The organism is Bacillus cereus group sp. N14, assembly GCF_016483555.1.
Lineage (GTDB): Bacteria > Bacillota > Bacilli > Bacillales > Bacillaceae_G > Bacillus_A > Bacillus_A wiedmannii.
In genome coordinates, this window is record NZ_JAEHBQ010000016.1 from 1 (window position 1) to 23,008 (window position 23,008).

Here is a 23,008-nt window from a genome sequence, read left to right on the forward strand (position 1 = left end):
TAACCTTCTTTTCCTTGATAGCTTATTTTTGCCCAACCATTCGCTTTTCCTAGTACTGTTACTTTTTCACCATTTTTTAAGTTTCCTAGAACTGAGCTACTTGTATTTGCCGCACTTCTTACTCGGAGACTTGTCGCATTAATCGTTCCTACTTCTTGCGTTCCATTTTTAATCGTTGCATCTGATGTTTTCGGTTGTTCCGACGTTTTTATCTCTTCTGTGTTGCCATCAATTTTCACAAACTCTAACGATACATAACCTTCTTTTCCTTGATAGCTTATTTTTGCCCAACCATTCGCTTTTCCTAGTACTGTTACTTTTTCACCATTTTTCAAGTTTCCTAAAACTGAGCTACTTGTATTCGCTGCGCTTCTTACTCGTAAGCTTGTTGCATTGATTGTTCCTACTTCTTGTGCTCCATTTTTGATTGTTGGTTGCAGTTGCTTTTGGCCAGAAGTGTCAGGTGTTTGAATTGCATCTCCAAATTTTAAAAACTCTAAAGATACATATCCCTCTTTTCCTTTATATTCAATCTTTGCCCAGCCGTTCGCTTTTCCTAATACCGTTACTTTTTCATTTTTTTGAACATAGCCAATCATTGAACTACCTAGAGCTGGACTATTACGTACATTCAAACGAGTTGCCGTAACAATTCCCTCTTCTTTTTGTCCATTATTAATCGTTAATTGTTGTTTTTGTTCAACGTTTGGATTTCCATTCGAAAATCCTAAAAATTGTAATGTGACGTACCCCTCTTTTCCATCATGAGAAATTTTAGCCCATTCTTTTTCCTTACTTAAAACTTGTACATTTGTTCCCTTTTTTACTGTTCCTATAACTTTCCCTTGAGTTGTAGGTTGTTCACGTATATTTAAGTTTGTTGCATTTACTATCGCTAAATTATCACTTTCTGCAAAGGCATGCGTCGAAATAAAAGATGTTGCTGTCGCTAGAAATGTACCTGTTATTATTTGTTTTGTTGTTTGTTTCATAATTTTTTATAAGAATATAAGAAATCCTATATTCTTCAGCCCTCCCTTTTTTATTCTTCTTACTATTAATCTTAACATATCATTCCGAAATATTTATTTTGAATATCTAAATATAGCCATAAAATTTGTGAACATCTTATCTATATAGTTTTTTGCATAAAACTATATCTCCTATGAAATATTACAAAGGGATGTATTTTAGATGGAATATTAATTTTTCAGGAGGAAAACAATGACGAAAATCTTCATTTTAGCATCAACACTTTCTTTATCTTTTTTTAGCGGCTTGAATATCGTTAATGCAGCCACGGAAAACTTCTCTCCAACAAACGCTATTGTACAAAACAGCGATCATTTAGCAGAAGTAAACTCAAAAGATAATAATAAACCTCCAGGAAGCAACGGTTCTGATGGCAGTGGTTCTGGTGGTAGCGGCTCTGATGACAATGGTTCTGATGGCAACGGTTCTGGTGGTAGCGGTTCTGGTGGCAGCAGCTCTGATGGCAACGGTTCTGGTGGCAACGGTTCTGGTGGCAGCGGCTCTGATGGCAAAGGCTCCCAAGATGGCAATCGAGTTAAAGGGGATAACAGTTCACAAGGTGGTAACGTAAAAGATAATGCGACAAAACAAGGTGATAAGTTACCTAATACTGCAGCGCATTATCCTGCATCTATTTTAATAGGACTTTCAACATTCCTAATTGGTATGTTATTGTTTATTCGCCGTAAAAATGCAAAATAAAGACCAACATCCTTCCATCTAAAAAATACATGAAACCAATATAAAATGAAACTTTAATCAGTGGGGGTTTTGTTCATCCCCCACTGATTATTAGTTGAACCAATCGGGCTTTTACGGGCAGTTGATCCCCCACCTAACTTCTTTGCTTCCGCTGAATTTTGAGGTGGGGGTCTTACTGCCCGTTAATTCGGGATAAAACTAAAAAGGGCTTTGGATTGCAGTTTATTATGCAACCCAAAGTCCTTTTGGCATCTATAAGAAAGAGTATTAATATGCTTTTCCCCAATAGACCATGTGCTTTGCTTCTTTACTACAGCAAATACATTCGTCAGCTAAATGTTCTTGCTCAAAAGGCATACAACGTGAAGATACTCCAACTTCTTCTTTTAATTTCTCTTCACAAGCTAGTTCTCCACACCACATCGCCTTAATAAACCCTTGCTTTTCATCAGCTGCTTTTTTCATCTCTTCGAAATTCGTCACACTATACGTATTCTCATCGCGAAATACTTTTGCTTTATTAAATAAAGAATGATGAATTTCCTCAAGTAATGATGGAATGCGTTCTTCTAATTGATCCATTGATATAAATTCTTTTTCTTTCGTATCTCTTCTTACAAGTACAACTTGATTCTTTTCAATATCCTTTGGACCAACTTCTAATCGAATTGGAATTCCCTTCATTTCATACTCATTAAATTTCCAGCCCGGTGTTTTATTGCTAGCATCTATTTTTACACGCGCAACCTTCTGAATACGTCCTTGTAACTCTGTTGCTTTTTCTAACACACCTTCTTTATGCTGAGCAATAGGTACAATAACAACTTGTACTGGAGCGACTTTTGGCGGCATTACAAGTCCGTTATTATCACTATGGACCATAATAAGTCCACCTATCATTCTCGTTGATACACCCCACGAAGTCTGGTGTACATATTGCCACTTACCGTTACGATCTAAAAACTTAATATCAAATGCTTCAGAGAAATTTGTTCCGAAGTTATGAGATGTTCCTGTTTGAAGTGCTTTTCCATCATGCATTAAACTTTCAATCGTATAAGTTGCCTTCGCTCCCGCAAACTTTTCTTTTTCTGTTTTTTGTCCTTTAATTACTGGTATCGCTAAGTATTCCTCACAGAAAGAGGCATATAGATTTAAAATATGTAACGTTTCAGCTTGCGATTCTTCTGCCGTTTCATGAATCGTATGGCCTTCTTGCCATAAAAATTCAGTCGTACGAAGGAATGGTCTCGTTGTCTTTTCCCAACGAACTACTGAACACCACTGATTATATAACTTTGGCAAATCATTATATGATTGAACAATCTTTGAGAAATGCTCACAGAATAAAGTTTCCGATGTAGGACGTACACAAAGTCTTTCCGCTAACTTTTCATCCCCGCCATGCGTAACCCATGCTACTTCAGGAGCAAATCCTTCAACATGATCCTTCTCTTTTTGCAATAAACTTTCTGGAATAAACATTGGCATATATACATTTTCATGACCAGTTGCTTTTAACTTCTCATCCATAACTTTCTGCATATTTTCCCATAAGGCATAACCGTACGGACGTAGAATCATACATCCTTTTACACTTGAATAATCAACAAGTTCTGCTTTTTTTACAATATCGGTATACCACTGTGCAAAATCCTCTTCCATCTTCGTAATCGCTTGTACTTGTTCTTTTTTCATAGTCAATCTTCCTCCTTTTGAAAATACAAAAAAGCCCGTGTCCCTAAATAGGGACCGAGCTTTGCCGGCGTTACCACCCTGATTCATGCACAAAAATTGTGCATGCTCTCTTTTTGATAACGGGAAATTCCCGCTGCATATGCAGAACTCAAAGGTAGGTTCCATATCGCCTTTTTAAGAATCTTTCAGCCTGGCGGATTCTCTCTCTGCTAAAAAGGTTGAACATGTACTAGTCCTTTTTCATCGTTATAACGAAATAAATTTGTTGATTATCATAATACAAATTCTTTTTTTAAACAATAGCTAATTTTCTCATTTTTATATATTCTTTTCATTTTCTGCAGTTTTATACGTAGCTCTTTCGCGAGATTTTTACAAGTTGATGTGCAATCATACCGATAAGTGTACCAAGTAGAACGAAGAAACCAATAAATCCATATCCCATTCCTTCCCATCCACCAATAACCATCATTGTGACGGGAAAAGATGCTAAGCAAAGAAGTATTAAACTAAGTGCAAATATAATATCGAACTGTTTGTTTGGAAACCGTTTCTTTAGTAAATACGAAATAGCAAATACAAGGATAATCGTAATTCCGCCAATGATGTAAAAGATACTAAATCCATCTAGCCAATCCATAGTATTCCCTCCTTCCATTTATTTCCCTATACTTAATTATATGTTTAATTTTTCTGAAAATAAATAATAAATTTTTACCTAGAAATATATTTTTATTACTAGGTATTAATAGTAATATATAAGAATAAGTTTTATATAATCAGGAGGGAACTTTATGGATAAAGCATTAACAAATCATGTCATTATTTTATCTTTCGATTGCTTATCAGCTTTAGATTTTCCTATATTACAAAAACTTCCTAACTTCCAAACATTAATAAACAAGGGCGCGATTGCGAAAAAAGTTGAACCTATTTATCCTTCTGTAACATATCCAAGCCACTCAACAATCGTTACTGGAAACTACCCTAATAAACATGGCGTAGTTAGCAATACGTTACTTCAACCTGGACGTGAGTCACCAGATTGGCATTGGTACCGAAAATCCATTAAAGGAACAACGTTATACGATGAAGCACGTAAAGCAAATTTAACGACAGCTGCCCTTCTATGGCCTGTTACCGGCAGAGCAAATATTGATTACAATTTACCTGAAATTTTTCCAAATAGACCGTGGCAAAATCAAATTTTAGTTTCATTATTTAGCGGTAGCCCGCTATATCAATTAGATTTGAATCAGCGTTTTGGTCATATAAGAAATGGCTTATCACAGCCTGAACTCGATGATTTCGTACTCGCTTCCGCTGTGCATACAATTCAGACGAAAAAGCCGAATGTCATGTTTGTACACTTCACCGATTTAGACACCCAAAGACACTATTACGGCTTTGAATCCAAAGAAACAATAGCCGCAATTCATAGACATGATGAACGGCTAGGGAAAATTATTCAAGCTTTAAAAGACAGTAATCTATACGAAGAGAGTACAATTATCGCTCTTGGTGATCATAGCGCTTTAAGTGAAAACAAAGCCATTCAATTAAATGTACTATTTCATCAAAAAGGGCTTATATCTATAAACTCAAAAGGAAAATTAATAGACTGGAAGGCCTATTGCCAAAGTTGCGACGGCTCTGCCTATGTATATGTGAAAGACAAAAATGATACAGATACAATTCGAAAAGTACAACTACTACTTGAAGAACTACTTCAAAATAAACAAAACGGTATTGAATTTATGCTTCATGATGAAGCTGCAAAAGACTGCGGTGCCGATGGTAATTGTTTATTTATGTTAGAAGCGCGAGAAGAGTATTATTTCACTGAAAACTATACAGGAGATTTTATAAAAGAGATTAATGAAAAAGACGTTACGCCTAGTAAAAAATATACATTTGGTACGCATGGATACTCTCCAACAAAACCTAACTATGAAACAATTTTTATCGCTGCTGGGAAAGGGATAAAAAGCGGCGTTACCATCCCGTACATGAGACTTATTGATGAAGGTCCAACTATCGCTAGACTACTCGGTTTACACTTAGGTGAAACAGACGGATCAATTGTAGAGGATTTACTTCAATTGTAAAGAACTGTGTATATATGTAAAAGTTATGTAAAAATCATCACTGTTTCTCTTTTTATAATTTTTATTTTTGTACACTGTTAGTAGAACAATTTAAGGGGGAACATTATATGAAAAAAATGTCCAGACAAGAAAAAAGCTGGATATTATACGATTGGGCGAATTCGGTATATTCGCTCGTCATTACAACTGCATTATTCCCAATTTACTTTAAAGCAGCTGCAAAAGAAGCCGGACTATCTGGTGCAACTTCAACAGCATATTGGGGATATGCAAACTCATTCGCTACACTTTTAATTTCTATACTTGCTCCTATTCTCGGCACAGTTGCTGATTATAAAGGATTTAAAAAACGATTTTTCACATTCTTCTTTGGACTCGGTATCGTATTTACAAGTATGCTAGCAGTCGTCCCAACATCTCAGTGGTACTTATTACTAGGCTGCTACATGCTCGCATTAGTCGGTTTTGCGGGAGCAAACATTTTTTATGATGCATTTTTAGTAGATGTTACCTCTAAAGATAGAATGGACCGAATTTCTACAAGAGGCTTTGCATTAGGTTATATTGGGAGCACAATTCCTTTTATCGGTTGTATCGCTCTTATTATTCTTGCTCAAAAAGGAACTATCCCTTTATCAGTCGGCATTGCTAGTCAAATTTCGTTCGCAATAACAGCTCTTTGGTGGGGATTATTTACAATTCCAATGCTAAAAAATGTAGAGCAAACACATTATATTGAACGTCATCCAAGACCAATTGCAATGAGCTTCAAACGCCTTGCTGATACTTTTAAAAATATTAAAGAATATAAAACTGTATTTATGTTCCTAATCGCTTACTTCTTCTACATTGACGGGGTCGATACAATTATTACCATGTCTACCGCTTACGGAACAGATCTCGGTATTAGTGCAACGAATCTATTAATCATCTTATTTGTCACACAAATTGTTGCTTGTCCATTCGCCTTATTATACGGAAAGTTATCAGAAACATTTACAGGTAAAAAAATGCTATACGTCGGTATTATTATTTATATCATTATCTGCATATATGCTTATTTCTTAAAAACGACACTCGATTTCTGGATTTTAGCAATGTTAGTTGCCACTTCTCAAGGTGGTATTCAAGCACTTAGTCGTTCCTATTTTGCAAAACTAGTACCAAAAGAATCTGCAAATGAATTCTTCGGATTTTATAATATCTTTGGTAAATTCGCGGCAATTATGGGTCCAGTATTAGTCGGTGTTACAACGCAATTAACAGGAAAAACCAACGCTGGTGTCCTTAGTATTATTGTACTGTTCGTTATCGGTGGATTCTTACTAACTAGAGTTCCCGAAAATAATACATCCGTTACACCACCTAGTCCAAAAACTAAAACGCTATAAGAAAAAGATCCTCTTCTCATGAGAAGAGGATCTTTTCTTTATTTTTAGCAATAACGTCTTACAATTAAAAATTCTACAGCCGGCTTTACAACTATCGCAGCGCATAACGCAAACAAAAGCGGTATGTTATGAAAATCAATCCATTTATTAAAACCTACCGATGCGAAAAACAAACCAAAAATTAATACAACAAGTACATAATACGTAACATTTGCACTTATTTTTAATACATGTTTTTCTACATCTTCTTTCTCCTTCGTTGTCCCTTCCACATTATGCGATGCCAAACTTTTAAACATATAATGTAATGCGATGCTACAAATAAATAGTGCATACCAGTTTACTTGAAGTTCAGTTAACCAATAATAAAGTGCACACACTAACGTACTTATAGCTACTAATGCCGTAACTACAAGGCTTATTTTCTCTTTCCCCAACAACTACTCCCCCTACAACTTGTACAAAAATAGTTTATCAACAGTTGTTCCTAATACTTCAGCCAAACGGAATGCTAACGCTAAGCTTGGATCATATTTATTATTCTCAATTGCATTTATCGTCTGTCTAGAAACTTTACACTTATCAGCCAATGCACCTTGTGAAATATTGTTTTCAGTGCGTAATTCATAGATTTGATTTTTCACACCATTTCTCCTAACCTGTAAACTCGTTTTTACATCATCAGTATATAGTTGGGGCATGTCATTGTCAAAAGATTGCCACAAGAAAAGGGAGCAATCCTGCTCCCTTACACTGATTATTTCGAAGCTAATGAATTTGTTAGTTCCTCTTTATTAGCGACATCTTCTTTATTTATTTGCATGCGTAGAACTGGCCCTATCGCAAATAAAATAAGTGCCATTGCTATACAAAATACAGTAACTAGTGAGGTCATCTCCTTCAATCCTCCAGCTAGTGAAGTTCCGATTAACATTGCCCCCATAAACAGTGGTAAAATTGTTCCATTTACTCTTCCAATCATATTTTCTGGTACAAGTTGAATCATAAGCGTACCGACAACGATATTAACACAAGCTAAACAAATACCTGTTCCAAACCTCATGAAACTAGTAATCCAAAATGATGTAGATAGCCCTTCTACTAAAAATGACATTGCTAATATGCTCATACCGAATACAAACATCTTTTTCGGGTTCACTTTTGAAGCGAAAACTGTAGCAACAATACCACCGATTAACATACCTATCCCATCAGCTGCGGCTAAATATTGAACTGCTTCCTTTTCCATTCCAAGACGCTCTATTACAAGAAACACTTCTAATGGATTCGTTAATCCAACAGCTAAGCCCATAACGGTGAAAGTGATCGTAATCATACGTAAATTTTTCGTATGAAGAACGTATTTCCATCCTTCTTTTATATCATTTTTTAATGAATCTCTCGCCACTTGCTCTTGTTCCACCCATTTTGGTAAAAACGAAAGAGCAATAGCAGATAACAAAAATAAAATGATTAAGCTATATAGTGACGTAAATAAACCAAGTTGTGTATACACAAGTGATCCTACCACTGGTCCAAAAATCATAAATAATGACTGTAATGTTTGGTTAAATGCAATCGCATTTGCTACCTGCTCTTCTTTTACGTAGCGCTTAAATATACGCGAAGATGATGGCTGAGAAAATTGGCCTACGATCGCGGAAATGAGTGTTGCAAAAAATATAGCCTGCCAATAATCCAGCTTTAACAACAAGACAATTCCTACAATAGACAGTACACTTAATACATCTCCAGCAACCATCGTTCTTTTCGGATTCCAACGATCAGCTAGCGCCCCACCGATAAACGAGAAAATAAAAATAGGTGCATATTCCATAACCGATAACAACGAAACTGAAACTGGATCATTATTCGTTCGCTCCATTATGAAATACAAAAGAGCCATATTTCTGATCCAAATTGCAAATTGTTGTAAAATATCAGATGCCATAACGAGCATAAATGCTCGGTTTTTAAATAAAGCGTTCATTTTCATTCCCCTTTCATAAACCGACCGTTCGGTCTAATTTATTTTGTAAGAAAAGCAACTGACTTATTATTCAGCTGCCATTCCTTTTAACAATACATCTATTGCCTTTTTATAAATACGTTGCAGCTCTTTATAATCTAACTCGTAGTAAAGTACTCCAAGCCCTGATAATAATCCATTCACAATATACATAAGGTCGCGCGTACTATCTTCACGAAACTCTCCAGACTGTATACCTGCTTCAATTAGTTTCTCAAACATAACATATGATTCTCTAGTTAAAGCCAATAGTTCATCCAAAATCTCTTTACTTACAACTTGGCTCATAGAGAATTCCTCTATTGCATTTGAAATTGGTTGCTGTATGTCCTCGACATGATATTCCGCGAGACCATATAGTTTTTCAGTATTCGTACTATACAACTTCTCTTTTTCATTCCATTTTTCAAGCCAATCATACGTATGCTGTTTTACTACAAATAAAAATAATTCTTCTTTACTTTTAAAGTGATAATAAATGCTTCCTTTACTTCGCTCTGTAATTTCACAAATCTCTTCCATAGATGTAGCTGCATAACCCTTCTGTGAAAACAGACTTTCTGCTTTATATGCAATTTCTTTCTTTATCTCTTCTGCACTTCTTCTCATATTTACACCTCTTTAAACCGACCGTTCAGTCTAATAATAACAAATTAAAAACCTCTATTACAAGAGGCTATATTCCTTATTTAAGAAAACGTACTCTCAAACCACGTTCGAATCATATGTATTATTCCAATTTTAAATCCTAATTTAACAAGAACTACGCCTCCCGCAGCTAATAAAAATAACACTACTTTCCCCTTGTTTTTCACTTTCAGTTCCCTTTTCATTTCTATTCCCCTTAGTACGTTAAAAATATTAATCAAACGTTTGTTTAAAAAGAAATACGCCTATATAAGGCGCATTTTCATCAATCACCGCCACCTCCGCCACCATCGCAGCTGCCTCCGTTATCTCCACCGAAAGATCCTCCACAATCATGTGAACCTCCATGCGAGCTATCATTATCAGATCCAGCAAAGAAAAATAATGGTGATGAGTTGTTAGATGAATTATGAATGTTATTTTGTTTCGTAAGATTTACCTTCTTTTTGTTTGATCGAACTGCCGTTACGATCGTTCCAACTACAACAAATAATAGTATGACAATAATAAATTCCATATAAAAGCCTCCCTTAATCTTCGAATAATTGAATGGTTCTCTCTAAATTTTCAAGTGAAATAAAGCGCGATTCACGAAGGATCTCTTTTCCATTATAAAATAATAAAACTGTTGGCCCTGTAAATACTGCATATCGCCCCGCGATCTCTTGCATGTCTTGTAGTAATATTTCTACTTTCTCTACGTAATCATAATTCTCTAATACGCAATTTACTTTTCTTAACATAACATCACAAACACCACAATTTTCTGTTTTAATAAACAGAAGTACTAATTGTTGTTCTTCAATATATGTCGCTAACGCTTCTATCGTTTTAAATGTATTCATCTTATCCCTCTTAGCGTAATTTACGAAATACTTTATCTTGATACATACGAAAAGCTGAACTATCTTTACTCTTTCTCTTTTCCATTACTTGCTGAAAACGAAGCGTTTTTACTGTTAACTCTTCTTGTAATTTTTTTCGCTCTGCTTCATCATAACAGCAAGCAATTAAATCTTCTATTTTTAATATATCTTTTTGTAGTTCCATTTCTGGTGGAATCATACCCGCATTTTTTAAGATTTTATAACTCATTCTAAGTTCTGGAGGTACCATTGAAAGGTCTTCTAATTGTAGTGGTTTTCCTTTTCCCGGAATATGATCAAGGTCTCCATTCCGTATTGCTTGTCGAATTTTTTCTTCAGCAATGTTCAAAAAGACATCCACACCATTCGCTCCTTTACATATTTTTACTATTATTTTACATGATATTTTCTCATCTTGCTACGCTATTACAAATTGACTTTATACAATTTTTTCTCAAATTTAATTACAAAGAGCCTTTTCCTCCCTAATCAATATTTTATTTTCATGTGTAGTCTGTATTAGAGCCATTTCATATTGAGAAAATCTTTGCGAATCAAATAAAGCGTTTACACTAAATCTTACATTTGCTACGATTTAATCACCCCCAGCTCCCTTGTATAGACTTCGTGATGTCTGATCATTTTTATCTAGACGTTTCATACGTCTAGATTCACTTTGGTTTACTGGCGCATGCCTTTAAATATATCTTTTATTTTGAAAGGAGAAATGACTATGAGCTCCAAAAAATTCACACTGCTATTACTATCCCTACTACTCTTCTTACCTCTTTTTCTCACAAACTTTATTACTCCAAATGTTGCATTAGCAGATTCACCAAAGCAAGGTCAAAAAATTGTTGGGTATTTTCCTTCATGGGGCATTTACGGACGTAATTATCAAGTTGCAGACATTGATGCATCAAAGCTAACTCATTTAAACTATGCTTTCGCTGATATTTGCTGGAATGGAAAACATGGAAACCCTTCTACTCACCCCGATAATCCAAATAAACAAACGTGGAACTGTAAAGAGTCTGGAGTACCACTGCAAAATAAAGAGGTTCCTAATGGCACTCTCGTACTCGGTGAACCTTGGGCTGATGTCACAAAATCTTATCCGGGATCAGGTACAACTTGGGAAGATTGTGATAAATATGCCCGTTGTGGAAATTTCGGAGAACTGAAACGATTAAAAGCTAAGTATCCTCACTTAAAAACAATAATTTCAGTTGGTGGCTGGACTTGGTCTAACCGCTTTTCTGATATGGCAGCTGATGAAAAAACAAGAAAAGTATTCGCTGAATCTACAGTAGCTTTTCTTCGTGAATATGGATTTGACGGCGTTGATTTAGATTGGGAATATCCGGGCGTCGAAACGATTCCTGGTGGTAGTTATCGTCCTGAAGATAAGCAAAACTTCACCCTACTCCTTCAAGATGTTCGAAATGCATTAACGAAAGCTACTGCAGAAGATGGGAAACAATATTTACTAACAATCGCATCAGGTGCAAGCCAACGTTATGCGGATCATACAGAGCTAAAGAAGATCTCTCAAATACTTGATTGGATTAATATTATGACATATGATTTCCACGGTGGATGGGAAGCTACTTCTAACCATAATGCAGCACTATACAAAGATCCAAATGACCCAGCAGCGGATACAAAATTTTATGTAGATGGTGCGATAGACATTTATACAAATGAAGGGGTTCCAGCGGATAAACTCGTATTAGGTGTACCTTTTTACGGACGTGGATGGAAAAGTTGCGGAAAAGAAAATAATGGGCAATACCAACCTTGTAAACCAGGTAGTGACGGAAAGCTCGCTTCTAAAGGTACTTGGGATGATTATTCTACCGGTGACACAGGTGTGTACGATTATGGTGATTTAGCAGCTAATTATGTTAATAAAAATGGTTTTGTTCGCCACTGGAACGATGTAGCGAAAGTACCTTATTTATATAATGCGACTACAGGCACGTTTATTAGCTATGATGACAACGAATCTATGAAATATAAAACAGACTATATAAAGACAAAGGGTCTAAGTGGCGCAATGTTTTGGGAACTAAGCGGGGATTGCCGTACAAGTCCAAAATATAGTTGCAGTGGACCAAAATTGCTTGATACGTTAGTAAAAGAATTACTTGGTGGACCTATTACTCAAAAAGATACTGAGCCCCCAACAAACGTAAAAAATATTGCTGTTACAAATAAAAATTCAAACTCAGTTCAATTAAACTGGATTGCATCTACTGATAACGTAGGAGTTAATGAATATGAAATTACTGCCGGAGAAGAGAAATGGAGTACAACAACAAATAGTATTACAATTAAAAACTTAAAACCTAATACAGAATACACCTTTTCAGTATTAGCAAAGGATGCTGCTGGGAATAAATCACAGCCTACTTCCATTCTTGTAAAAACAGATGACGCTAACACAACACCTCCTGGTGGAAATAGCAATGCTACCTTTTCAGTCACTTCAAATTGGGGAAGTGGTTACAACTTCTCGATTGTAATTAAAAATAGCGGAACGACCCCTATTAAAAACTGGAAATTAGAATTTGATTATAACGGCAATTTAACACAAGTTTGGGATTCTAAAATTAGTAGTAAAATAAATAATCATTACGTAATTACGAATGCAGGATGGAATGGTGAAATTCTTCCTGGTGGATCGATTACAATCGGAGGGGCAGGAACAGGCACTCCCGCCGAACTTGTAAATGCATCCATTAGCGAAAACTAAGCGCAACCTCCATTAATTATTTCACTAAAGTTTGAATTTAGGTTTGAGTGCTCTATCCTAAATTCAAACTTTTAATTTTATGAAAAATCACAAATCGATATTACAATAACTTATTATAATCATATTTAGTTTCTAATATGAAGTTCATGTGAAGTTCACCTGAATTTTACATGAATTTCCTTTAAGTTCTATTGTCTTCCTATACTAATCACATTATCCTTTACATATAGGAATTATTTTCATTCCATTTCAAACTATCTATATATACAAAGAAAGATAGTCGCCTATTAGGGAAAGGCATCTAAATATAAACATAACATAAGAAAAAGCACGCTTATAAGCGCACCATAAGAGTGCTTCTTCATACAATTCTCATGTAAGAGTTCTCGAAAATCATGTTAATCACAGGGAAAAGGCATTAGCTTATACAAGCTAATGCCTTTTCTTTATTCATATCGTTCAGCATCCCATTCTTCTATATTCCATACTTTTGTTATCCATGCTTCATAGAAAGAAGGCTCATGTGAGACAAGTAAAATTGTTCCTTTATATTGTTGTAATGCTTCCTGCAAAGACTTCTTTGTTTCTGTATCCAAATGATTAGTCGGTTCATCTAAAATTAAAACATTGCTTTTCGTTACGATAAGTTCACATAAACGTACTTTCGTTTGTTCCCCGCCGCTTAATAAACGAATAGGTTTTAATACATGTTCTTCTTTCAATCCACACTTCGCTAATGCTTGGCGTACTTCTTTCTTTGTCATATCTGGTCGTTCTGCCCAAACTTTTTCTAATGGTGTTGTTTCTGAAGCAAATTCTTCCTGCGCAAAATAAGCAGGATTTACTCGTTCTCCAACAGAAATTGAACCGCTTAACGGCTTTATTTGACCTAATAACGTTTTTAACATTGTCGTTTTTCCAATTCCATTATGACCAACAATCGCTATCTTTTCTCCTTTTTTCACTTGCAAATTCAATTCTGGACATAACGGAGAACTATATCCTATCCTTAGTTTTTCAGCCTGTAATATGCGACTAACTGGCTCCTCATAAACATTGAAATCAAAACGGGATCGAGGTACATGATTAACCTTTTCAACCCTTTGCATTTTCTCCAATACTTTCTCTCGACTTTTGGCCTGTTTCGCTTTTCGAATTTTATTTTTTTGAATAAATGTTTCTAACTGAGCAATTTCTTTTTGCTGCTTCGCATGCGCCGATTGTAATTGTTTCCTTTGCAATTGATAACTTTGCACAAATTTTTCATAATTTCCTACGTACCGCTTCACTTTCCGTTCTTCTAGATGATAAATAACATTCGTAATACTGTTCAAAAATACTTCGTCATGTGAAATGATCACATAAGCTTTTTCATACAGTCTTAAATACGATTGCAACCATTCTATATGGGCTGTATCTAAATAGTTTGTTGGCTCATCTAGCAATAAAACATCAGCTTTTTCTAAAAGGAGCTTCCCAAGTAATAACTTTGTTCGCTGTCCTCCACTTAACTTTGAAACATCCTTTTTCAACCCTATTTCAAATAAACCTAAACCGATTGCTACTTCTTCAATTTCTGTATGAATTTGATAGAAATTAGAGCTTTCCAATATAGTTTGTAATTCTCCATACTTTACTAACAACTTTTCTACTTCTCCTGCTCCAGCCATCTCTTCTGTAATTTTTAACATTTCACATTCAATCGCATACAAATTAGAAAATGCACTTTGTAAGTATCCTTCAATTGTTATCCCCTCTTGTAAATCCATATGTTGCTGTAAAAAGCCTATCTTCACATGTGGAAACCATTCAATGTTTCCGTCATCATGTATAAGTTCTCCTGTTAAAATCCTTAACAAGGTTGATTTTCCAATTCCATTTTTCCCAACTAACCCAACATGCTCGCCCTTTAATAGTCGAAAACACGCATTATATAAAATGGTTTTCTCACCATACGAATGACTTAAATTTTCTACTGTTAATATACTCATTTTTTTCTCTCCTCTACTTATGGTTCATAAGCTAAATAGAGAGAGCAACAGTATAAAGCCTTATTTAATTGTATATATAAAAAATGGGTAAGGTGAATACACCTTACCCATTACATATTATCGTAAAAAAGGATTAAGGTTCTTTACCTGCTGTCTTCAATTTAGCTTAATCGTTAAAAATGGGCAGACTTCTCCCGCATCAAGCTAAAACCATTTGAAGAACAGTTGATAAAGTCATTGTATCCTTTCACTCCTTTAACATTTGTTATATTAAGAGTATAAACTACTCTGTTATATTCTATTCTCTATTTTTTCTTTTGTTCCTTCTCCGCTTTTCCATTTTTTGCGTAAATTTCTTTATACATCTTTTCTAATGCATATGGACTTGTAAAGATGAGCGTTAACGATTTCCACATATAAATTCTTCTTTGTAGTTCTACCCCATACTCTTTACTAACCATATTTTTCACTTCTGGAATATGTTCTTCGTTTTGAAATTGTTGTACAGATTTCAATTCCTTCGTCTTAAAATCCGTTAAAAGGCCTATTACAGTTCGTCCATGTTCCTGCGACCTTTCTTCTAAATCAAACTGGATCGAATGAACGAAACCTAAAACGTGAAAGATTTGAGCATGCAACCCGACAGCAGCACGCTGTTCCATTAAGTTGTAGCACTCTCGTTTTAACTCTTCTACCATTTCTAAAGAATTTCTATTAACTTTTCTTTTGCCAACAAACATAATTTTTACAATATGAGCGACTGCTCCCATACTTTTTAATACACTCTCTAAAACTTCTACCGCATCTTCCACATAACCATTTGAAATTATAGAATGAATAAATTCATCTAATAACACTTGAAATTTTTTAACTAAATGTAAATCGCGTAATTCTGGAACATCTTCTCTTAATTGATTCCGGCCTTGCACCCACTTTAAAACTTCTGTCATTTCTTCTTCTTTTAATTCATGATGTTCCATACCATACTTCATCAATAAAATATGATTTTTTAATAAGGACTTTCCTTCTTCAAGATTATCAGCTGTTAACGAATCAACTATTTGCTCTATAGATTTCATCTTTCTCCCCCTATATAAAAAAGCCTCTTAACAGCGATTATACCAAAAACTGTTAAAAGGCTTTTTCTATTTTTTCATATACGGAGCTAATACTCTCAGAATTTCTTCCTTATCCTTTTTTAACTCAAGTGATGTTAACATATCCATTGTTCTTGGTCTAGGTAATTTCACTTGCACCTCTCCAACTATTGATGCTGGTCTTTGAGATAAAATAAATACGCGATCCGACAGTAAGATTGCCTCATCTAAGTCATGTGTAACCATAACAATTGTTTGCTTCTCTTGGTGCCAAGAGTTTAAAAGCCAACTATGTACTTCCATTTTTGTAAAGGCATCTAATTTTCCAAAAGGCTCATCAAGTAGCATAATTGGCTTTTCACATAAATATGTGCGCAGAAAACTAATCCTTTGACGCATACCACCAGACAATTCATCTGGATAATGGTCTGCATATTCATCTAGTTCAAATTGCTTTAATGCTTCCATTCCTTCTGTTAGCCTTTGTTTTTTCGGTTTCCCTTCGATTTCCAATGGAAGAACTATATTTTGCAAAGCTGATCGCCACGGTAGTAATAAATCCTGCTGCGGCATATAACTTACAACATCTTGCTCTTGTACGTGCCTATCCTTATACGTTACATTCCCACTTGTTGGATTTTCAACATTTGCAATCATATTTAATAATGTGCTTTTCCCGCAACCACTCGGTCCTACAAAGGAAACGAACTCTCCCTCTCGTATAGAAGCACTAATATTTGCCAATACATTCTTTCCATCAAAAGCTTTTACGATCTCTTTTATTTGTAATCCACTCATTTTTCACTTGGAAGGAACTCATTTGTAAAGGCATCTTTCACATCAATTTTCTTCTTAATAACTTTGTTATCATATAAGAAATTCATGTAATTCGTCCAAACTTCTTCCTTCTGTACTCCCCACACTTTTGCATCATCTTGATACTTCGTACTTAACCATTTTTGACTTTCTTGTACTAATTCTTTATTCACATCTGGAACTGCTTTAATTAAAATATCAGCAGCTTCTTTCGGTTCTTTAATTGCAAAATTATAACCTTCTGTCGTTGCACTCATAAACTTTTTCACAAAGTCTTTATCTTGCTTTGTATGTTTTTCACTCGTAATAATAACAGGACTATAGAAATCAAGCGCTGGGTCTAAGTCTTTCACCATAATCGTATTTAACTCTTTTCCTTGGCGCTTCGCTTCAATTCCATCCCATCCGTAATATATCCATTCAAAGTCTGCATCACGACCGATTGATTTAAAGAAATCTGTTTGTCCTAAGATGATTTTTTCAACTTTATTAAAATCAGCTTGATGCTTCTCCATGATTGTCTTCAACGTTGCTTCTTCTGCTGGTCCTCCCCAGCCACCGTAACGTTTACCTTCAAAATCTTTTGGTGACGTCATATTATCTTTTTTAAGTGATGCAAAAGCTGAAGTGTTATGTTGAATGATTGCTCCTATAGATACAACAGGAATACCTTCCACACGAGCCAACGTTACATTTTCTTGTGCGCTTATTGCGAAGTCAGCTTTTCCGGAAGCTATCATTTGCTCCGCTGTCACATTATCACCTGGCTGAATAATTTCTACATCTAATCCTTGCTTTTTATAATAATCTTTCGCTTGCGCTACATATAGGCCAGTATGATTCGTATTCGGAAACCAATCTAATACTACTTTTACTTTTTGATCTTTACTTGCACTTTCTTCTTTCTTCGCCGGATTACATCCAGCTACACCTACTGCTAATAAGGCAGCCAACATAACTTTTAAACCTTTTTTCATTTTCTGCCGTCCTTTCTATATATCCATGGTGCTGTTATTCTTGCCATAAACTCCACGATAAAATACAGACATAATGTCACCATAACAATAATTGCCGCCACACCAAATACTCGGGCTGTTAGAAAGGATTTTGTAGCTCTTGTAAGCATAACTCCTAATCCTTCGCTTGCACCGAGCCATTCCCCAATAATTGCTCCCATTACGCTATATGTAACTGCAATTTTTAAACCTGAGAAAAAGTATGGCAGCACTGCTGGAAACTTTACTTTCTGGTAAACTTGCCATTTCGTTGCCTTCATCGTTTGCAACAACTTCAACATATTTTTATCTACCGTTTGAAAACCTTCTAAAATGCTGAGCGCAATCGGGAAGAAACAAACGAGTATTACTACCATTACTTTCGGTAGCATTCCATATCCAAACCAAATAATAAATAACGGTGCAAGTACAACGATTGGAATCGTTTGCGAAATAACAAGCAACGGATTTATTAAAATACGAAATAAAGGGATAACATCCATAATAATTGCAATACTTGTCCCAATTAAAATCGCAAAAAACAGTCCGATTAGAACCTCTTGTAACGTTTGCATCGTATTCGGTAATAGTAAATCTTTCATTCCAATTAATTCTTGAACAATGGCAGAAGGCTTCGGTAAAATCCACGGTTCAATTTTAAATAATGAAACAGATCCTTCCCATATCGCTATGAGAAGGATAAGCCAAATTGTTGTAATTATTTTAGATTGCTTCTGGTTTTGCATATTCATCACGGTACTTCCAAACCTTTTCATCTATCGTTACACCAGTGCTTGGACGATAATGGATTTTAATAGAAGTAATCACTTCTTCTGCTCCAGCATCCACACAAGCTTGTTGCGCACGTTTAATGATATCAAGAAGTACATCTAATTCTCCTTCCAGCGTTGTTTCCATTGCCCCTACTTCATAACGAACTCCCGATTGTTGTACAACTTCAATTGCTTTATCAACAACAGAATACACATCTTTGTTCTTCGCTTGTGGTACTACTGAAAATGAAATTGTAACTTGTTGTGACATAGTAAAATCCCCCTTATAAAATGAAATATTAAAACAAGAAAAGGCTTTCCTACTGCGTAGGAAAGCCTTGTATGCAAGTTATTATAGAATAACATATGCTACATCACTTTAAGTAACTCCCTACGCTGGCATTATCCAGATCAGGTTGAGGGTCGATGTTTGTTTACATCCTCTCAGCCAATTGGCTCCCCGGTCCTTAATTCGTTTTCATTGTAGCATGATTTATTTTATTGAACAAACAAAAGCACGTATAATCATTTCATTTAACTTTTGAATTCCCCTATTAACTCTTGTAACTCCTGTGAAAGCCAGCTTAAAGAACTAGCTAATTCAGCAATATCTTGTACAGACATTTCCTGTTCTTTCATACTTTCTTCAATATTATTACTACTATTTGCATACTTATTTGCAATAAGTGATAGTTCATTTACAACACGAACAATATTTTGGCTACTTTGCAATATATCACTTGAATTACTAGAAACAACTCTAACTTGACTTGTAACAGATTGTGCTGATTTTGAAATTTTTTCAAAGAAAGCACCACTACTTTGAAAAAGTTTAATTCCGGATTCTACTTCTTTTGAAGCTTTTTGTATTGAAACAACAGCTTCTTCCGTTTCAACTTGTGTTTCCCCTATTAATTTCGCTATATCTTTTGCTGATGCTTCCGTCTGCTCTGCTAATTTACGCACTTCATCAACAACGGCAAATCCCTTTCCGGTTGCCTCAGCACGTGAAGCTTCAATAGAAGCATTTAAAGCTAGCGAATTCGTTTGATTTGAAATACCTGTAATTACATTTACAATATCACTAATTTCTTTTGATCTTGTTTCCAAAGAATGAATGATAGAAGATAAATCTTGTACTGCATTTTGTATTATGTTCATTTGATTAATGGTCTGTTCAATAACACCATTTCCTTTTACTGAATGATGCTTCATACCTTCAGACTCTTTCGCCATTTGTTTTGCAATATTAGTTATCTCTTCCATCTTATCTTCCATTTTATATACAATACTTAAATACTTTGGTACTGAAGTTTCTTGTGATTGAACGCCAGCCCTTAACTCAACTATAGAACTTACAATTCCTTGGACTGCCATGCTATTCTCTTTCGTACTCACTGACAATTCTTGCGAAGATGAGGAAACCTGTTCTGCTGTCTGCTTCACTTTATCTATAATTCCTTTAAACTTCTCAATGGTATTATTAAAATACGCATTAATAATACCAATATCATCTGGTCTTTCCTCTAATTTAATACTTAAATCACCTTCACCGACTCTGCGCAATCCTTCACGTAAATCCCGCAATGGAGCAAGTGCGTTACGCACAATTAAGAATTGAATAAAAGTTGCAATTAAAACAGAAATACAAATAAACATTAAACCTTGTATAATGAACTTTTCTTTTGTACTAGGAACAATAGAAGCATCTACATCAGCTGCAACAAGTGCCACAATGTTACCTTCTCCATCTTTAATTGGCTCTAATATCGTTACCCATGTCCCTAATGCGTCTTCATATACTTCTGTCATGTTTGCTTTTTTTGTGCTCATTACTTTATCATATGCTTTCATCCAAAGGTCTGGTTGTTTATAATATTCTCCCGGCCTTACTTCAACAACATTTGCTAAACCTGTAGATAAATCAATGATTTGTAGCTCACCTTTTTCATTTTTTTTCGCTCCAACAATATAGGTTTGTCCAACACTGTTCAATTCTTCCGTTGATTCATCTAATTTCTCTGTTAACTTCTCTCTCTTTTCTCTTTCTGCCGTTGGGTCTTTTGCAACATCTCTCAATATTTCCGCGTCTAATTTATGTAATACCGTATCTCCTGTTTCAAAAGAATGCCTTTCAAACATAGACATCATACTATTTTGAAACATGTTAAAACTTAACGCTCCCATAGTACCGACAAGCGTCAAAATAACTAACACAGTTAACAATACATTTTTTTGAAGAAATGATAGCTTATGCCAATATTTTCTCATTAACATCACCTTTCTTAATTAACTTACTATAAAGTAACGCTATTAAAATATAAACCTTATTAATAAACGATAACGGTTCTCATTTGTTTATAAACAAAAAAAAGACCAATGAAAAGAGCATTGGTCAAGACCAACCCTATCCGTCCGGTAACTGGCTAGCATAACCTTTCGGCCTTAGCTCCTGTAGTTTTGCGTCCTAATGTTTCCATCAGTTTGCCTTTCTCGCTGAACGAGTTGAACGATATGGGAGTTCTATGAGAATTAAATTATTCTCTATCAAAGATTACAACATAAAAATTAAAATGTCTACCTATTTAGAGATGCAAATGTAAAGTCTCAATGCATTATTTTTTCGAAATAATTTAACAAAGTTCGTGAATGTTACATTTCTTGTGTTATATAATAAAAAATGTATATAACACAAGGATTATTTTGAGTATTTGTTTTAATTTTCTTTCAAATTAAATTATTCAAATATATCTTAACTAATGAATTTCGGAGGTAGTTTATCATGTTTTGGCTACAATTTCTTACGTTACTACTCTGCATTTTTATTGGCGCACGCCTAGGCGGCGTTGGTCTAGGAGTAATGGGTGGCGTTGGCATGGCAATACTTGTTTTCGTCTTCCACTTACAACCTACAGCTCCTCCTATTGATGTAATGCTTATGATTTTAGCAGTAATTACAGCTGCCGGTGCACTGCAAGCCGCTGGAGGAATGGACTACCTTGTTCATCTAGCTGAGAAAGCATTGCGAAAAAATCCAAAGCGTATTACATTCTTTGCTCCAATTGTTACTTATTTATTTACACTGTGCGCAGGAACTGGTCACGTTGCTTATTCTGTACTTCCTGTTATCGCAGAAGTCTCTCGCGAATCTGGGATTAGACCGGAACGACCAATGTCAATTGCCGTAATCGCTTCCCAACAAGCAATTACAGCTAGCCCTATATCAGCTGCAACAGTTGCACTTTTAGCAATGCTAGTTGACTATAAAATCACCTTATTAGATATTTTAAAAGTAAGTATTCCTTCTACCTTCATCGCTTGTATGGTAGCTGCATTTGTTGCTAGCAAAATGGGGAAAGAATTAAATGAAGACCCTGAATACTTGAAACGTTTAAAAGAAGGAATGATTCCTAAAATTGAAGAGAAGAAAGAATTTGTTGGTTTAAAAGGCGCTAAACTATCCGTTATCCTTTTCTTAGTAGGAACTTTCCTTGTCGTACTTCTCGGTTCATTTGAAGCACTTCGTCCAGGATGGATGGTTGACGGGAAGTTAATTCGTCTTTCCATGCCAAACACAATTGAAATGGTTATGTTAACTATCGCAGCTCTTATTATTATTTTCTGCAAACCAAATGTAGAAAGCATCGTGTCTGGTAACGTCTTTAAAGCGGGGGCAACAGCAGTTGTTGCTATTTTCGGTATCGCTTGGATGGGAGATACTTTCTTTAACGGAAACTTAAATATGATTCAAGGATCAATTCAGCACCTAGTAACAAGTGCACCATGGCTATTTGCCATCGCATTATTCATTCTCTCTATTTTACTATATAGCCAAGCAGCAACAGTACGTGCTTTAATGCCTCTTGGATTATCACTCGGTATTCCACCAGCACTACTAATCGCAATGTTCCCTGCAGTAAATGGATATTTTTTCATTCCAAACTATGGAACAATCGTTGCTGCCATTAACTTTGATCGCACTGGTACAACTGGCATTGGTAAATATGTTTTAAATCATAGCTTTATGATTCCAGGCCTAATCGCAACATTCACTTCTATCGGAATTGGAATGCTCTTAATTTCAATTATGTTTTAAAGAACAAG

23 protein-coding genes, 2 riboswitches and 1 other annotated feature are annotated in these 23,008 nt (G+C 35.2%); of the genes, 5 read left to right on the forward strand and 18 right to left on the reverse strand.

The window, feature by feature from the left end:
* A partial coding sequence (locus tag JDS82_RS20390; protein ID WP_199713835.1) for an SH3 domain-containing protein occupies positions 1-992 on the reverse strand: 992 nt, incomplete at its 3' end.
* Positions 993-1,224: 232 nt separating this feature from the next.
* Between JDS82_RS20390 and JDS82_RS20395 the strand changes: the two genes are divergently transcribed.
* Positions 1,225-1,734: an LPXTG cell wall anchor domain-containing protein gene (locus JDS82_RS20395; RefSeq protein ID WP_199713836.1), complete on the forward strand. Its 510-nt coding sequence runs from the start codon at positions 1,225-1,227 to the stop codon at positions 1,732-1,734.
* Positions 1,735-2,001: 267 nt separating this feature from the next.
* On the opposite strand, the gene proS is transcribed toward JDS82_RS20395, so the two are convergent.
* Both proS and JDS82_RS20405 read right to left on the reverse strand, forming a co-directional pair.
* A complete protein-coding gene (gene proS / locus JDS82_RS20400) occupies positions 2,002-3,432 on the reverse strand; it encodes a proline--tRNA ligase (protein WP_000712165.1) in 1,431 nt (476 codons plus the stop codon).
* 46 nt (positions 3,433-3,478) lie between these two features.
* Positions 3,479-3,685 (reverse strand) — a binding site (T-box leader).
* Positions 3,686-3,778: 93 nt separating this feature from the next.
* Entirely contained in the window at positions 3,779-4,072 is a 294-nt protein-coding gene (locus JDS82_RS20405) for a YesK-like family protein (protein WP_000383868.1), read from the reverse strand.
* Between the two features lie 154 nt (positions 4,073-4,226).
* Between JDS82_RS20405 and JDS82_RS20410 the strand changes: the two genes are divergently transcribed.
* The gene (locus JDS82_RS20410) at positions 4,227-5,540 is read left to right on the forward strand and encodes an alkaline phosphatase family protein (protein ID WP_061672154.1); all 1,314 of its coding nucleotides are present in this window, start codon (positions 4,227-4,229) and stop codon (positions 5,538-5,540) included.
* A 107-nt stretch (positions 5,541-5,647) separates the two neighbouring features.
* Entirely contained in the window at positions 5,648-6,931 is a 1,284-nt protein-coding gene (locus tag JDS82_RS20415; protein ID WP_000738836.1) for an MFS transporter, read from the forward strand.
* A gap of 44 nt (positions 6,932-6,975) precedes the next feature.
* Here the strand turns inward: JDS82_RS20415 and JDS82_RS20420 are convergent, their stop codons facing one another.
* The 8 genes from JDS82_RS20420 to JDS82_RS20455 all read right to left on the reverse strand — a co-directional run bounded on the left by JDS82_RS20420 (position 6,976) and on the right by JDS82_RS20455 (position 10,835).
* On the reverse strand, positions 6,976-7,368 hold the full coding sequence (locus JDS82_RS20420) for a hypothetical protein (RefSeq protein ID WP_199713837.1): 393 nt from the start codon (positions 7,366-7,368) through the stop codon (positions 6,976-6,978).
* 12 nt (positions 7,369-7,380) lie between these two features.
* Complete coding sequence (locus JDS82_RS20425; protein ID WP_074651450.1) at positions 7,381-7,632, reverse strand: helix-turn-helix transcriptional regulator; 252 nt, start codon at positions 7,630-7,632, stop codon at positions 7,381-7,383.
* A gap of 56 nt (positions 7,633-7,688) precedes the next feature.
* Positions 7,689-8,921, reverse strand: a complete 1,233-nt coding sequence (locus JDS82_RS20430) for an MFS transporter (protein WP_000992574.1) — start codon at positions 8,919-8,921, stop codon at positions 7,689-7,691.
* Positions 8,922-8,987: 66 nt separating this feature from the next.
* Entirely contained in the window at positions 8,988-9,569 is a 582-nt protein-coding gene (locus JDS82_RS20435; RefSeq protein ID WP_001254437.1) for a TetR/AcrR family transcriptional regulator, read from the reverse strand.
* Between the two features lie 80 nt (positions 9,570-9,649).
* On the reverse strand, positions 9,650-9,793 hold the full coding sequence (locus tag JDS82_RS20440; RefSeq protein ID WP_000817921.1) for a hypothetical protein: 144 nt from the start codon (positions 9,791-9,793) through the stop codon (positions 9,650-9,652).
* Between the two features lie 80 nt (positions 9,794-9,873).
* Positions 9,874-10,125: a hypothetical protein gene (locus JDS82_RS20445; protein ID WP_199713838.1), complete on the reverse strand. Its 252-nt coding sequence runs from the start codon at positions 10,123-10,125 to the stop codon at positions 9,874-9,876.
* Positions 10,126-10,138: 13 nt separating this feature from the next.
* Positions 10,139-10,453 carry a thioredoxin family protein gene (locus JDS82_RS20450; protein ID WP_001091335.1) on the reverse strand — a complete coding sequence of 105 codons (315 nt, stop codon included), beginning with the start codon at positions 10,451-10,453 and terminating at the stop codon, positions 10,139-10,141.
* A 10-nt stretch (positions 10,454-10,463) separates the two neighbouring features.
* Entirely contained in the window at positions 10,464-10,835 is a 372-nt protein-coding gene (locus JDS82_RS20455; protein ID WP_064470111.1) for a DnaJ family domain-containing protein, read from the reverse strand.
* Between the two features lie 372 nt (positions 10,836-11,207).
* Here JDS82_RS20455 and JDS82_RS20460 point away from each other — a divergent pair, with 372 nt between their 5' ends.
* Positions 11,208-13,232, forward strand: a complete 2,025-nt coding sequence (locus JDS82_RS20460) for a glycosyl hydrolase family 18 protein (RefSeq protein ID WP_199713839.1) — start codon at positions 11,208-11,210, stop codon at positions 13,230-13,232.
* A gap of 446 nt (positions 13,233-13,678) precedes the next feature.
* Here JDS82_RS20460 and JDS82_RS20465 read toward each other — a convergent pair whose 3' ends face one another.
* The 7 genes from JDS82_RS20465 to JDS82_RS20495 form a co-directional block, all read right to left on the reverse strand.
* On the reverse strand, positions 13,679-15,223 hold the full coding sequence (locus JDS82_RS20465) for an ABC-F family ATP-binding cassette domain-containing protein (RefSeq protein ID WP_048567172.1): 1,545 nt from the start codon (positions 15,221-15,223) through the stop codon (positions 13,679-13,681).
* Positions 15,224-15,528: 305 nt separating this feature from the next.
* Positions 15,529-16,302 carry a hypothetical protein gene (locus JDS82_RS20470; protein WP_199713840.1) on the reverse strand — a complete coding sequence of 258 codons (774 nt, stop codon included), beginning with the start codon at positions 16,300-16,302 and terminating at the stop codon, positions 15,529-15,531.
* Between the two features lie 66 nt (positions 16,303-16,368).
* Entirely contained in the window at positions 16,369-17,118 is a 750-nt protein-coding gene (locus JDS82_RS20475) for an ABC transporter ATP-binding protein (protein ID WP_000016074.1), read from the reverse strand.
* Positions 17,115-18,113, reverse strand: coding sequence for an ABC transporter substrate-binding protein (locus JDS82_RS20480; protein ID WP_000715550.1), 999 nt, complete (start codon positions 18,111-18,113; stop codon positions 17,115-17,117). Before JDS82_RS20480 ends, JDS82_RS20475 begins: the two co-directional genes overlap by 4 nt.
* Positions 18,110-18,883, reverse strand: coding sequence for an ABC transporter permease (locus JDS82_RS20485; protein WP_001057159.1), 774 nt, complete (start codon positions 18,881-18,883; stop codon positions 18,110-18,112). Before JDS82_RS20485 ends, JDS82_RS20480 begins: the two co-directional genes overlap by 4 nt.
* On the reverse strand, positions 18,855-19,175 hold the full coding sequence (locus JDS82_RS20490; protein WP_000082897.1) for an MTH1187 family thiamine-binding protein: 321 nt from the start codon (positions 19,173-19,175) through the stop codon (positions 18,855-18,857). Before JDS82_RS20490 ends, JDS82_RS20485 begins: the two co-directional genes overlap by 29 nt.
* 100 nt (positions 19,176-19,275) lie before the next feature.
* Positions 19,276-19,377: riboswitch (TPP riboswitch) on the reverse strand.
* A gap of 61 nt (positions 19,378-19,438) precedes the next feature.
* Entirely contained in the window at positions 19,439-21,175 is a 1,737-nt protein-coding gene (locus JDS82_RS20495; protein WP_001234177.1) for a methyl-accepting chemotaxis protein, read from the reverse strand.
* A 143-nt stretch (positions 21,176-21,318) separates the two neighbouring features.
* Positions 21,319-21,403: riboswitch (cyclic di-GMP riboswitch) on the reverse strand.
* A 283-nt stretch (positions 21,404-21,686) separates the two neighbouring features.
* Between JDS82_RS20495 and JDS82_RS20500 the strand changes: the two genes are divergently transcribed.
* Positions 21,687-23,000 carry an anaerobic C4-dicarboxylate transporter family protein gene (locus JDS82_RS20500; RefSeq protein ID WP_000498721.1) on the forward strand — a complete coding sequence of 438 codons (1,314 nt, stop codon included), beginning with the start codon at positions 21,687-21,689 and terminating at the stop codon, positions 22,998-23,000.
* The last annotated feature ends 8 nt before the right edge of the window (positions 23,001-23,008 follow it).